Below are 14,261 nucleotides of genomic sequence, written 5' to 3' on the forward strand. Positions count from 1 at the left end.
CGATGCCGACCGAACCCCATAATTACGCCGAACGGCCGAATACCATTCCATGGCCGCCAATTCTGCTTGGCTTTTGCCTGCTCGGGCCGCTCCTTCTTGCGAAGGTTATTCCGCTCGATACCGGCCAGCGCTTCGTTGAGCTTGGCCTCGGGATGCTGGCGGCGGCTTTTGTCATTGATGGATGGGTATTCGAGACCTTTCGCAAATACCGGACGGAGATCATGCCGCATAAACCGGCCACCAAGCTGGTAACGGACGGACCCTTCAAATATTCCCGGAACCCCGTCTATTTCGGCAATGTGATGATCATCATGGCAGGGGCTGCCTTCACCGGCAGTGCCTGGTTCCTGATCAGTGCGATCATCTTCGTTTTCGCCGTGACCCGGCTCGCCATTGTCCGCGAAGAGCAACACCTCGCCGCGCTTTTCGGGCAGGAATGGGAAGAGTATCGGGCAAGGGTGCGGCGCTGGTTCGGATGAGGGCACTTCACTATGCCTGAATTGCCGGAGGTCGAAACCGTCCGCGCCGGGCTGGCGCCAGTGATGGAGGGGGCAAGGATCACCTCGGTCACCCTCAACCGGCCCGACCTGCGTTTCCCTTTCCCGGAGAAATTCATCTCCCGCCTCGAAGGCCAGCGGATGATCAGGCTCATGCGACGGGCCAAATATCTGGTCGGTGAGCTTGAGAGCGGTGAGCATCTCATTATGCATCTGGGAATGACGGGCCGTTTCAGCATCGAAGGGAAGGGCGCGCCGGGCAATTATCATCATGATGTCGCGGGAGATCGCCATGTCCATGTCATCTTTGAGCTGGAAGGGCCGAAAGGCCTCGCCCGCGTGACTTATGCCGATCCCCGGCGGTTTGGGTTCATGGATCTCGTACCGGCAGGGGAGCTTGCCAGTTCTGCGCATTTCGCCCGGATGGGACCGGAGCCGCTCTCTGATGAGCTGACCGCCGACACGCTGCGGTTGCGGCTGGCAGGCAAATCAGCGCCCCTTAAAGCTGCGCTTCTCGACCAGCGGGTCGTGGCGGGGTTGGGCAATATTTATGTCTGTGAGGCCCTTTACCGGGCCGGCCTTTCTCCCCGCCGGATGGCCCGTACCGTCGGGCCTGCACGGGCGGAGAAGCTGGTCAGGGCCATCAAGGACGTGCTGCAGGAGGCGGTCGAGGCCGGCGGGTCCACTTTGCGGGATTTTGCGGCCGCAGATGGCGCGATGGGCTATTTCCAGCACCGCTTTGACGTCTATGACCGGGCAGGGGAGGCATGCCGAAAATGCGCCTCACCGATACAACGCCTCGTCCAGTCTGGCCGCTCCACTTTCTTTTGCGGCACATGTCAGCGATAAATGCGTTGACCCAGCTTATTCAGCGGACTATAGGCGCGTCCTTGTCTCATCCGACCCGGAGAAGAATATCCCATGGCGAATACGTCATCGGCCAAGAAAATGGTCCGCAAAATCGAACGCCGGACCGCCGTGAACAAATCACGCCGCAGCCGCGTGCGCACTTTCCTGCGCCGCGTTGAGGAGGCGATTGCAGCCGGCGATGCATCGGGCGCACAAACTGCGCTGCGCGACGCGACGTCTGAACTGCAGCGGGCGGTTAGCCGCGGAATTATCCACAAGAACACAGCGTCACGTAAACTGTCCCGCCTGTCGGGCCGGGTTAAAGCTGTCGCTGCATAATCGCATACACAATTCTGTGTGCTGAACAAAGTAACAAGCCCGTCTCGTAAGAGGCGGGCTTTTTTGTTGCGTAGTCGAAACTCTGCAATTAAGACCTCTACGTCCTAAGCGCAAAGAGTGCGTTCTGCTAAAATTTAAAATTCCTATGCTGCAACAGCACTTTCTGGAATTTTTTGACGGCGCTGATGTGGGTAAATATGCGGAAAAAAAATTGCATGTTCGAAGCTGGCTCCAAACCGTTGATTCGCAAAGTTCTGGCGTAAAATTTATTCACCATAATGCATGTCAAGTCACATAATCGGTGAATTGAAGGCTTGTCAGACAGCCCTTAGGATATCTAGTGTTCTTGAACCGGGTGCCGATTAGGGCGGTGCCCTGACAAATTAAGATAGGGGCAGAAAATGCGGACGGACTCGCAAATGAGTAAGGCTGAAATTCTAGCAACCACTCATGAGGCCGCATTCCCTATCCTTCTTCTTGTCACGGGGCGAAGTTCTGTCCCTGGGGGCGCGTAGTTTAAACCCCCTTCTTGTCGACTGGTCCTAAATTTTACCTGCCGGCAATTTCAGTAATTCATTTTTGATCTGTGTACCCTCGAGCCCATTCGGGGTGGGTAGGGTCTGTTGCTTCGGGGCATCTCAACCAACATGACGCAAGAAAACCAAGAAACGAAACTGGCCGCGTTCCGCGATGGCCTGAAAGACTTCTACGGCACCGACATCTACACCAGCTATTTCGATCCTATCGATGTAGGTGAATATGACTCCCGCCGCGCAACGCTCTTTGCCAAGAACCGTCTGGCTGCTGATCGTATCTCGACGCGCTTTGCGACAGGTGTTCACGCGCTCTGGTGTGAGCATTTCGGGCCGGTAGAAACGATTGAGATCTGTGAAGGGGCAGAAGGCGTGCAAATGTCATCAGTGATCCGTGCTGAAGATGCTGCAAAACAGGCCAGTGCTGCGCTGATGGCGCGCCCGGCACGCGAAATTTCTGCTGCCCCCTTGCCTGAATCAGACGAAGAGACGACACAGCCTTCCGACAATTCTCTCAACGTACTGGTCAATGCCATGCAGACCCTCGACAATTTCTGCGTCAACGAAACAAATCGTATGGCACGGCTCGCAACCGAGCAGGTGATCGAAGGGTCCGGCGCGCCGGTGACCTACCTCTATGGCAATAATGGCTACGGCAAATCGCACCTCCTGAATGCCGCGTGTAATGAGTATAGCCGCCGCTTCCCAGGCCGGCGCATCATGTACATCACCTATGAAAGTCTTGTGGCGGACGTATCTGACGCGGTCGTTTCGAATTCGATCAAGGATCTGCGCGCACACCTCAATGACACAGACCTTCTGGTCTTTGATGATGTCCAGCTGCTTCGTGGCCGGAAACGGACGCAAGAAGAACTCGCTTGCCTGATGGAGCGGTTCCAGCCGCTCGGTAAGCCAATCCTCGTAGCTGGCGCTCTCTCACCGGGCGAGCTTGCAGAGACTGGTATCTCACCTCGACTGACCGAACGCCTCAAGGGCGGCGCGAGCATCCGCATCGGTAAGCCGGATGCCATCCTGCGCTTGCGTATCGTCAATCGTTCAGCTGAACAGTTCACGGCACGAACGGGTACGGAGATTCCCCAACGCCATCTCGATTATATCGCCCGGCGCTGCGATGTCTCCGTTCGCGAACTCCTCGGTATCCTGCGTTATTTCGAGATCGCAATCGTTGCGCGTGACAATGACGGCCCGATCACAGATGAGTGGGTTCGGGAAATCCTGTCCGAGAAACTGGCAAGCCAGAAAGCGCAGACAACTCTTGAAGACGTCTTCAGCTTCACGGCCAGCACCTTCGGGGTGACCTCAGCAGATCTGCGCAGCAAGTCGCGCCGACGTGAACTGGTTCGTGCCCGGCAGGCTTTCTGTCTCTCTGCTCGTAAGCTGACGGATGAAAGCCTTAAAGCAATTGGCAGCATGATCGCTCGTGATCACACAACAGTGATGCATTCCATCGATCAGGCGGAAATCTTCTCGACCGGCGACAAGACATTCGGGCACAAGATCAATACGATTTTCGATCATTTCGGGCTCTAAGGCGCTTCCGCTCCCTCCCAAAGATCACACTGGCATCATGGGTCGGGCTGTGCTTTTATCGCAGCCCACCTTAGCCAGGATCAGGCGAACTACATGCAGGTTACGATTGAACGGGCGACGTTCCTGAAAGCCCTCAACCACGTCCAGAGTGTCGTGGAACGGCGGAACACTATTCCGATCCTCTCCAACGTGCTGATGCGCGCGGAGGGCGGTACCATGTCCTTGACGGCGACCGATCTCGATATCGAGATTGTTGAGCAGATTCCGGCTGATGTCACCGCCAATGGCGGGATCACGGCATCGGCGATCACGCTTTTCGACATCGTCAAGAAGCTGCCTGAGGGCGCGCAGATCGCGCTCGACAGCGGCGAAGACGGCGGACGGCTGACGGTCTCTGCAGGCAAGTCTGAGTTCCAGCTCGCGGTTCTGCCGGATCAGGATTTCCCCTCTCTTGCCGGGGACGGAGAGGGCGCGAGCTTCACCATGCCGACTGCGGATCTGCGCCGCCTTGTTGATCGCACCCGTTTTGCGATGAGCCAGGAGGAGACGCGCTACTACCTCAACGGCATCTATCTTCATGCCCATCAGGAAGATGGCAAATCGGTCCTCCGGGCGGTCGCAACGGACGGTCACCGTCTGGCCCGCCTTGATGCGGAGCTCCCCGATGGGGCTGCCGATATGCCGGGCGTGATTGTGCCGCGTAAAGCCGTGCTCGAACTGCGCCGCCTGCTCGATGATGCCGGCGATGACATCTCGATCACGATTTCGGAATCGCGCATCCGCTTTGCCTTTGACGACATCGTCCTGACCTCAAAGCTGATCGATGGCACGTTCCCGGATTATGCCCGCGTCATCCCGACCGGCAATGACCGGGTGCTCGAAGTCGAGAACGCCGCTTTCCGCCGAGCCGTTGACCGGGTCTCCACTGTCTCTGCGGACAAGACGCGCTCGGTAAAGCTCTCGCTCCGCGAGGACCAGCTGACCTTGCTCGTCAACAATCCCGAGACGGGCAGCGCGACCGAAGAGCTTTCCGTCGATTACCGCGCGGAAGATCTCGATATTGGTTTTAACGCCAAATATCTCCTCGATATCGCCGATCAGATCACCGGTGATAATGCGACCCTCCATTTTGCCGATGCCGCCTCGCCGACGGTGGTGACGGACACGGATGATGTTCAGGCACTTTACGTGCTGATGCCGCTGAGGGTCTGAGCCAATGCGCCGGGTGCGGCGCATCAGCCTGCGCGACTTCAGGTCTTATGAGGCTCTCGATATCCGAACGGATGCGGGGGCCATTGTCCTTTACGGGCCGAATGGCGCGGGCAAGACCAACCTTCTCGAAGCCTTATCCCTGATGGGCCCCGGGCGAGGGCTTCGGCGTGCGACCGCCGCGGAGGTTGCCCGGCAAAAGGGCGCAGGTGGTTGGGGCATCGGCATCGGGCTTGGGGATGAGGATGACGAGTTCTCACTGTCGCTGCGCGCAGAGCCCCCCGAGCCCTTGCGCAAAGTCGCCCAGATCGATGGGGCGTCCGTTTCCTCCAGCACTGTCTTTGCCGATCATCTGCGGTTTGCGTGGCTGACCCCGGCGCAGGACCGTCTGTTTCTTGATGCCCCCGGTGATCGGCGCCGGTTTCTCGACCGCATGGTCCTGACCGGTGATGCCGCCCATGCCCCGCGCTCGCTCGCCTATGAAAAGGCGATGCGCCAACGTCAGGCCGTCCTTTCGGACAAATGGGATCAGGGTCTGCTCTCGCTTCTTGAAAGCCAGATGGCGGAGCATGGCGCGGCGATCGTCGCGGCTCGCCAGCGGACGCTTGAGGAGCTGGCATCGGGCTATGCCTCGCTCCGGACCGGCGCGTTTCCCGGCGCGTTACTGGCGCTCAGTGGCCCCTATGAGGAAGCCATCGCCGCAGGCCAATCGCTTGCAGAGATCGAGATGTGGCTGAAGGGCGATCTGGCCCGCAGCCGTAGGCGGGATACTGAAGCCGGCCGGGCGCTCGCTGGGCCGCATCGCGCTGATCTGGCGGTCACTCATCGCGAAAAAAACCAGGCGGCCAAGTTCTGCTCGACAGGCGAGCAGAAAGCACTCCTCGTCGGCCTGGTGCTTGCTCATGCGGCCAGTGAAGCGCAGCGGAGCGGGGCGCCCCTCATCCTCCTTCTCGATGAAATTTCGGCCCATCTCGATGGCGCACGGCGTGCGGCACTGGCCGAAATCCTCGCCTCTCTCCGTATACAGGCCTTCATGACCGGAACCGACCGGGAGCCGTTTTCGCCCTGGTCGAATAGCGCCCTGATGATCGAGATCGGAGAGGGCGGGCGCGCGCATCCCGAATGATGCATTAAGTTATTGAATTTATTGAATGAATAACTTCGCAAAAAGGGGGTAATTTCCCCCCGTCCGGGTTGGCATTCGCGCGGCGAATCCGCTAGAAAAGCGCAAATAAAAATGCGTGAAAAATCAATGGACCAATCTATGAACGGCGAGGCGGCCGGCTCGGCCCAGCCCGCTGAATACGGCGCCGATTCCATCAAAGTTCTCAAAGGTCTGGACGCGGTTCGCAAGCGTCCGGGCATGTATATCGGTGACACCGATGATGGCTCGGGCCTGCACCACATGGTCTATGAGGTCGTCGATAACGCAATCGACGAAGCGCTGGCCGGTCACTGCGACACGGTCGGCGTCATCCTGAACGCGGATGGCTCTGTGACGGTCAGCGATAATGGCCGGGGGATCCCGACAGACATCCACCCAGAAGAGGGCGTGTCAGCGGCGCAGGTCATCATGACCCAGCTTCACGCAGGCGGGAAGTTCGACCAGAACAGCTATAAGGTCTCGGGCGGCCTTCACGGCGTCGGCGTCTCGGTCGTCAACGCGCTCAGCGACTGGCTGATGCTGAAGATCAATCGCGCCGGCAAGGTGCACGAGATGCGGTTTGAGAATGGTGACGCCATCGATGACCTCAAGGTCATCGGCGAGACATCCGAGACCGGTACGCTCGTGACGTTCCATCCGTCTGCTGAAATCTTTGCTATTACCGAATTTGATTTTGAGACGCTGGAGCGCCGTCTGCGCGAGCTTGCCTTCCTCAATTCGGGTGTGAAGATCGTGCTGAAAGACCTTCGGCATGTCGATCCCGTCGAGGAGGAGCTCTTCTATGAGGGCGGGCTTGAGGCGTTTGTCCGCTATCTCGATCAGGCAAAATCGCCGGTCTCCGATACGCCGATTGCCTTCTCGACGGAGAAGGACGGCATCACGGTCGATGTCGCGATGTGGTGGAATGACAGCTATCACGAAAGAGTGCTCTGCTTTACGAACAACATCCCCCAGCGGGATGGCGGTACGCACCTTGCCGGTTTTCGGGCCGCGCTGACCCGGATTGTCAACAATTACGCAAATTCCTCCGGGCTCCTCAAAAAAGAGAAAGTCTCGCTTTCCGGGGATGACGCGCGCGAGGGCCTGACCTGCGTTTTGTCGGTGAAGGTGCCGGATCCGAAATTCAGCTCCCAGACGAAAGACAAGCTGGTCAGCTCCGAGGTTCGCCCGGTTGTTGAATCGGCTGTCGGCGAAGCCCTCAATGAATGGTTTGAGGAGCATCCGACCGAGGCCAAGCGCATCGTCCAGAAAGTCGTCGAGGCCGCGACTGCAAGGGAAGCTGCCCGCAAGGCGCGCGAGCTGACCCGCCGCAAGGGCGCGCTCGATATTTCGTCCCTGCCAGGCAAGCTTGCCGACTGTCAGGAACGCGACCCGGCGAAGGCCGAGCTGTTCCTCGTCGAGGGTGACTCCGCTGGCGGCTCTGCCAAACAGGCCCGTAACCGGGAGAACCAGGCGATTTTGCCGCTCAAGGGGAAAATCCTCAATGTCGAACGGGCGCGGTTTGACAAGATGCTGTCGAGCCAGGAAGTCGGTACGCTGATCACGGCGCTTGGCACCGGTATCGGGCGCGATGATTTCGACATCAACAAGCTGCGCTATCACAAGATCGTCATCATGACCGACGCCGATGTCGACGGTGCGCATATTCGTACGCTGCTGTTGACTTTCTTCTACCGGCAGATGCCGGAGATCGTGCGCCGGGGCTATCTCTATATCGCCCAGCCGCCGCTCTATAAAATCGCCCGCGGCAAGTCCGAGCAATATCTCCTCGATGAAGACGCAATGGCGAATTATATGTATACCGAGGGTCTGGAAGGCGCGAAGCTTCGCCTCCATTCAGGCGAAGAGATGATCGGTAATGATCTGGCCGAAGTCGTCCGTGCGGCACGCGCCTCCGTTGCGGCAGTGTCGGCATTCCCTGACCGCTTCCCGCGCGATGTCATTGTCCAGCTTGCGCTTTCCGGCATTCTTCATGCGGATGAGCTGACGGCGGACATGGCGGAAGGGCTTGCGGCCCGGCTCGACATGATTTCGGAAGAATATGAGCGCGGCTGGCAGGTCGAGCTTGAAGGTGAAGATGGCCTCGTCCTCAGCCGCACGCTGCGCGGCGTGACGGAGCGCTATGAGATTGGCGCCGATCTCCTGCAAAGTGGGGACGCGACACGGCTTGCCAATGCGATCAATCCCCTGCTCGAGATTTTCGCAAAACCGGCCTTCCTTGTCCGGAAGGAAACCGAGACATGGGTGCGGGGGCCGGGCACGCTGCTCGACGCCGTGCGCGAGGCCGGGGCCAAGGGCATTACTGTCCAGCGTTATAAGGGGCTGGGCGAGATGAACCCCGACCAGCTCTGGGAGACGACGCTTGATGCGGATGCGCGCCAACTCCTGCAGGTGCAGATTGAAGAGGCCGATGAGGCCGATGACATCTTCAGCCGCCTGATGGGGGATGTTGTCGAGCCGCGCCGCGAATTCATTCAGGAACGCGCGCTGGAAGCCGAACTCGATATCTAGATCACCTCGGGTGGAGCACGCATATGGAGCTGCACCGTATCATGATCATCGGCGGGGCGGGGGCAGGGAAATCGACCCTTGCCCGCCAGATTGGCGAGCGCCTTTCACTGCCGGTCATTCATCTCGATGCGGTGTTCTGGCAACCCGGCTGGGTGGAGCCTGACCGCGATACCTTCAACGAAAATGTCCGGCGCATTATCGAGGATGAGAGCTGGGTCATCGAGGGCAATTATTCTGCCACATGGCCAGAGCGTGCGGCTCGGGCGGATCTGATCGTCTTCCTCGATGTTTCAACGGGCCGCCGCATTTACCGGGCGATCCATCGTTCCCTGACGAATTACGGCAAGACCCGGCAGGATATGGCGCCGGGCTGTGTCGAGAAATTTGATCCCGCCTTCATCAAATGGGTCGCTGATTACCGCTGGCGGGGGCGGCCCAAAACGCTCAGACTGCTTGAAGATCCGGTAGTCGCGGACAAAGCGTTCACGCTGCGGAACAAGGACGATGTCAGCAATTTCCTCGCAACGCTTGACCGGCTGGGTCAGTGACCGCCGCCGACCATGCCTGTACGGACCGTATAATCGACCGCGATGCCGTAATCGGGGTCATCCCCTGAATCGACCATCAACTGTTCGGCACGGTGAAGCAGGCGGTGACAATCCCGCGAGAGATGCCGCAGCTGAAGCCGCTTGCCGGCGGCCTCATATTTCGCGGCGACATCTTCAATCGCGCGCAGGGCGGAGCCATCCGCCACCCGGCTATTGGCAAAATCGATGATCACATTGTCCGGGTCGGTCTCGGGCTGGAACAGCTCCGTGAACCCCTCAACCGAGCCGAAAAAGAGCGGGCCCTCGATCTGATAGACGCGGCCATCGCTGACATCCTTGATATTCGCGTGAATGCGGCGGGCATTGGTCCAGGCGTAGGCGAGGGCCGACACGATGACCCCGACGACCACGGCGACGGCAAGGTCCTGCCATACAGTGACGGCTGTCACGAGAAGGATGACGACAGCGTCTGTCCTCGGGATCTTCGGCAGAATACGGAAGGAATGCCAGGCGAACGTGCCGATCACGACCATGAACATGACCCCGACCAGCGCGGCCAGCGGGATCTTCTCGATCAGCGGCGAGGCAAAGAGAATGAAGACAAGCAGGAACAGAGCAGCGGAAATCCCCGACAGCCTCGTGCGGCCGCCCGATTTCACATTGATCATGGACTGGCCGATCATGGCGCAGCCGCCCATGCCGCCGAAGAAACCCGTAACCGTATTGGCAACGCCTTGCGCTACGCATTCCTGTGACGCGCCGCCGCGCTTGTTCGTGATCTCCCCCACGAGGTTCAGCGTCAGCAGGCTCTCGATCAGGCCAATCAGCGCCAGGATCACCGCATAGGGAAGAATGATCTTCAGGGTCTCAACCGATAGCGGTACCATGGGCAAATGGAAGGCCGGGAAACCGCCTTTGATGGACGCCAGATCCCCGACGCGCGGCGTGTCGATGCCGACAGCGATGACCAGAATGGCGGTGATGCCGATCCCGGCCAGCGGGGCGGGGATGATCGAGGTCAGTTTCGGCAGCCCCCAGATGATCACCATGGTCAGGGCCACAAGCGCGAGCATGATGAAGAGCGGCGCGCCGGAGAGCCATTCGCCTGCCGCCATGCCGTGCCCAGCGCTTTCCGCCGTCCCCGGTACTTGGAACTGGGTCAGCTGCGCCATGAAGATCACGATGGCGAGACCATTGACGAAGCCGAGCATCACGGGGTGCGGCACCAGCCGAATGAACTTGCCCCATTTCATGACCCCGGCAAGGATCTGAAGAAGGCCCATCAGAACGACAGTCGCAAAGAGATACTCAACACCATGCTGCGAGACGAGCGCGACCATGACGACGGCGAGCGCGCCCGTCGCACCGGAAATCATGCCTGGCCGTCCGCCGATCAGCGCAGTGATCAGCCCGACCAGAAAGGCGGCATACAGACCAACCAGCGGGTGAACCCCTGCGACAAAGGCAAAAGCCACAGCCTCCGGCACGAGGGCCAGTGCGACGGTCAGCCCGGAGAGGAGTTCCGTTTTGGCCTGCGCGGGGCTCAGATTCGGGCCGCGAGTGCGCGCGGCAACACTTATCCGGTCCGCAAAAGCGGCGAGGGTCGGTTGAAGCATGTCGGGAAGCCCATTGCTTTGAATGTCGGGTGGCCCCGCCTAACCGTTTTCATGCTGCATCGCAACATCGCGTGGAGGTTTTCTTGCGTCACCGGCGCGGCTTGACCCGCAAGGGAGAGCGCCGGAGTGTGGGGCTTATCGGAAAACAATGAAGGTGAGACCCGATGAAGAAGCTGCTCCTCTCCACAGCCCTTGCGGCCCTGTTCGCGCTGCCGGCCGTCGCCCAGGAGGCTGGCCAAGGGACTGAAAACGAAGAGAAAAAAGACGAGAAATGGGATGTGGCGAACCCGCCGCTGCCGATGCGGGAGGTCACCATCAATGTCGATGAGGGCACATGGATGAATGTCGATGTGTCGCCAGACGGGCGCATGCTCGCCTTCGACCTGCTCGGGGACATCTACACCATGCCGATCAGCGGGGGCACGCCGACGCGGATCGCCGAAGGCATGCCATGGGAAATGCAGCCCAAATTCTCGCCGGACGGCGAGATGATCGCCTTCACCTCCGACCGTGAAGGCGGCGATAATATCTGGGTGATGAATGTCGATGGCTCGGACAAGCGATCGATCACGTCTGAGAAATTCCGTCTCCTGAACGAACCGGACTGGAGCCCGGACGGCACCTATATCGCGGCGCGTAAGCATTTCACGACGGCGCGTTCGCTGGGGACAGGCGAAGTCTGGCTCTATCACCTTGGCGGCGGGGGCGGGGTGGCCCTCGTTGAAAAACCGGGCAGCTCCTATCAGAAGGAACTCGGTGAGCCGGTGTTCTCCCCGGATGGCGGGTCGATCTACTACACGCGCAGTACCTCGGGCGGGAATACATTCGTCTATGCGGACGATTCAAATGGCGAGATCTTTGCCATTGAGAAATATGATCTTGAGACTGGCGACCGCTCGGATGTCATTGGCGGTGCCGGCGGTGCGGTGCGGCCCACCCCTTCACCCGATGGGCGCAAGCTGGCTTTCGTAAAGCGTGAGCGAGGGCTCTCCGGCCTCTACGTGAAGGATCTTCGCTCGGGCGCTATCACCAAGATCTATGATGATCTTGATCAGGACATGCAGGAGACATGGGGCGTGCACGGCCTTTACCCCGCCATGGACTGGATGCCGGACAGCCGCGAAATCGTCTTCTGGGCGGGCGGCAAGATCATGCGTGCCGACATGAGCGGAAATGCAGAAGTCATTCCGTTTACGGTGAATGATACGCGGGACGTGATCGATCCGCCGCGCCCGCAGGTCGAGGTGGCGCCTGACAGTTTTGAAACGAGGATGCCGCGCTATGCCGCCGTCTCCCCGGATGGCAATCGTGTGGTGTTCCAGTCGCTCGGCAAGCTTTATGTGAAGAGCTTGAGCGGCGGGGCACCGCGGCGCCTGACCCGGTCTGGCGACGGAGTGCGGGAGCTTTCCCCGTCATGGTCGAGGGATGGCCGGCGTCTTGTCTATGTCGAATGGACGGATGCGGAGCTTGGCAAGGTCAAGACGGTGACGGCCTCCGGCGGCGGTGCGCGCACCGTGACCAACCGGCCGGGGCATTACGCGAACCCGGTTTTCTCGCCCAATGGCAACACCATCGTATTTGAACGCGGCAGCGGCGGGTATCTCCTGTCCGATCTGTGGTCGGATAATCCCGGCATTTACAGCGTGCCCGCGAGCGGCGGTGAGCAACGGCTGGTCTCCCAGTCGGGCTTCAATCCGCAATTCGGCGCATCAAATGACCGCCTGTTTGTGACGACAGGCGGCGGAGACGGCTTCTCCTTCGTCAGCATGGATATGAATGGCGAAGCCCAGCGGACCCATGCCACAGGTGAGCTGGTGCCCGAATGGGAGATTTCCCCGACAGGCAAGCATGTCGCCTTCCGCGACAATTACGGCGCTTACGTCATGCCGCTCCTGCCCGGACCGCAAAAAGTCGGCGGCGGCAAAGGTGGCTCAGCTGTGCCTGTCGTCAAGGCAAGTGAAGGTGGGGCCACCTTCATGAGCTGGTCCGAGGACGGAGAGACCCTCAACTGGACGCTCGGCCCGGTGCTTTATTCGGCGGGTCTCGATGAAATGGTCCCGACTGCCCCGAAAGGTGAAGATGACGAGGGCTACACCCCGCCGGAGTCGGGTGTATCACTCAGCATCGATGTGCGGGCGGACAAGCCTAATGGCGCGGTCATCCTGTCCGGCGCGAAGATCGTAACCATGGCGGATGAAGATGGCGGGGTCATCGAAGATGGCGTCATCGTCGTTCAGAATAATCGCATTGTTGGCATCGGCAAGGCGGGCGAGGTGCCCGAGCCATCAGGCGCCAAGCGCGTTGATGTCAGTGGCAAGACGATTGTTCCCGGCTTTGTCGATGCTCACGCGCACGGCCCATATTCGGATGACGGGATCGTGCCGGACCAGAACTGGTCGACCATCGCGCATCTCGCACTGGGCGTGACGACGATCTTTGATCCCTCAACATCCTATGACAGCTTTGCGGCATCCGAGATGCAGCGGGCCGGGATGATCCTCGCGCCGCGGATCTATACAACGGGTGAGATCGTCTATGGCGCCAAATCGCCTTACCGCTATGCTGATATTCAGACCTATGATGATGCGCTAGCGCATGTTCATCGCCTGAAAACCCAAGGGGCGCATGGCATCAAGAACTACAACCAGCCGCGCCGCGACCAGCGCCAGCAGGTGGTGAAAGCAGCGATTGAGGAAAACCTGATCGTCGTGCCGGAGGGCGGCTCGCTTTTCACCATGGACATGTCGCTGATCCAGGATGGCAACACCTCCGTTGAGCACAACATCCCGCAGCGGGTGCTTTATGAGGATGTCCTTTCCTTCTGGGAGCAGACGGAAGTCGCCTATACCCCGACGCTGGTTGTGACGTATGGGGGCCTCGGTGGTGATCCATATTGGCGCTACAAGATGGATGTCTGGAAGCATCCGATCCTGTCGGCCCATGTGCCGCCGCATATCCTTCAGCCTTCAAGCGTTCGCAGCACGAAAGCGCCTGAAGAGGACTTCGTCGATCAGTATGCCGCGCATCAGGCTAAGCGTCTTGCCGATCGCGGGATCAAGGTGTCAATCGGCGCCCATGGTCAGGAAGAGGGGCTCGCCGCCCATTGGGAGATGTGGTCCTTTGCTCGCGGTGGGATGAGCCCCATCGAAGTCCTGCGCACGGCAACGGTTTCACCAGCCCAGCATCTCGGTTTCTGGGCGGATATCGGCTCACTCGAAGAGGGGAAACTGGCAGACCTTGTCATCCTTGATGCGGATCCGCTGGAGGATATCAGCAACACGGACAAAATCTCGTACGTCATGCAGAATGGCCGCCTTTATGAGGCCGACACGATGAATGAGACCGTGACGGGGGATCGCCAGCGGGCGCCTTATTACTGGGAGACCTCCGGCGGCGGTGTCCGGCCCGTCGGTGGTGTCGCGCATACGGCGCATCAGGATTGA

At 59.7% G+C, this 14,261-nt stretch carries 10 protein-coding genes; 9 read left to right on the forward strand and 1 reads right to left on the reverse strand.

Going from position 1 to position 14,261, the window contains the following annotated elements; all coding sequences use genetic code 11:
• The first annotated feature begins 2 nt into the window (after positions 1–2).
• The 8 genes from DX908_RS11585 to DX908_RS11620 all read left to right on the forward strand — a co-directional run bounded on the left by DX908_RS11585 (position 3) and on the right by DX908_RS11620 (position 9,202).
• The gene (locus DX908_RS11585; RefSeq protein WP_116392485.1) at positions 3–479 is read left to right on the forward strand and encodes a methyltransferase family protein; all 477 of its coding nucleotides are present in this window, start codon (positions 3–5) and stop codon (positions 477–479) included.
• A 12-nt stretch (positions 480–491) separates the two neighbouring features.
• Positions 492–1,346, forward strand: a complete 855-nt coding sequence (gene mutM / locus DX908_RS11590) for a bifunctional DNA-formamidopyrimidine glycosylase/DNA-(apurinic or apyrimidinic site) lyase (RefSeq protein ID WP_116392486.1) — start codon at positions 492–494, stop codon at positions 1,344–1,346.
• Between the two features lie 72 nt (positions 1,347–1,418).
• Complete coding sequence (gene rpsT / locus DX908_RS11595) at positions 1,419–1,685, forward strand: 30S ribosomal protein S20 (protein WP_116392487.1); 267 nt, start codon at positions 1,419–1,421, stop codon at positions 1,683–1,685.
• Positions 1,686–2,332: 647 nt separating this feature from the next.
• Positions 2,333–3,769, forward strand: coding sequence for a DnaA ATPase domain-containing protein (locus DX908_RS11600; RefSeq protein WP_116392488.1), 1,437 nt, complete (start codon positions 2,333–2,335; stop codon positions 3,767–3,769).
• 93 nt (positions 3,770–3,862) lie between these two features.
• Positions 3,863–4,981, forward strand: coding sequence for a DNA polymerase III subunit beta (gene dnaN / locus DX908_RS11605; RefSeq protein WP_116392489.1), 1,119 nt, complete (start codon positions 3,863–3,865; stop codon positions 4,979–4,981).
• 4 nt (positions 4,982–4,985) lie between these two features.
• The gene (gene recF / locus DX908_RS11610; protein WP_116392490.1) at positions 4,986–6,104 is read left to right on the forward strand and encodes a DNA replication/repair protein RecF; all 1,119 of its coding nucleotides are present in this window, start codon (positions 4,986–4,988) and stop codon (positions 6,102–6,104) included.
• A 138-nt stretch (positions 6,105–6,242) separates the two neighbouring features.
• Entirely contained in the window at positions 6,243–8,654 is a 2,412-nt protein-coding gene (gene gyrB, locus DX908_RS11615) for a DNA topoisomerase (ATP-hydrolyzing) subunit B (protein ID WP_199564753.1), read from the forward strand.
• 23 nt (positions 8,655–8,677) lie between these two features.
• A complete protein-coding gene (locus DX908_RS11620) occupies positions 8,678–9,202 on the forward strand; it encodes a P-loop NTPase family protein (RefSeq protein ID WP_116392491.1) in 525 nt (174 codons plus the stop codon).
• On the opposite strand, the gene DX908_RS11625 is transcribed toward DX908_RS11620, so the two are convergent.
• Positions 9,196–10,818 (reverse strand): SulP family inorganic anion transporter, encoded by a 1,623-nt coding sequence (locus DX908_RS11625; protein ID WP_116392492.1) that lies wholly within the window; start codon positions 10,816–10,818, stop codon positions 9,196–9,198. The two genes, DX908_RS11620 and DX908_RS11625, sit on opposite strands and share 7 nt — an antisense overlap.
• 164 nt (positions 10,819–10,982) lie before the next feature.
• Between DX908_RS11625 and DX908_RS11630 the strand changes: the two genes are divergently transcribed.
• Entirely contained in the window at positions 10,983–14,261 is a 3,279-nt protein-coding gene (locus DX908_RS11630; protein WP_116392493.1) for an amidohydrolase family protein, read from the forward strand.

This window comes from Parvularcula marina, assembly GCF_003399445.1.
Taxonomy (GTDB): Bacteria; Pseudomonadota; Alphaproteobacteria; order Caulobacterales; family Parvularculaceae; genus Parvularcula; species Parvularcula marina.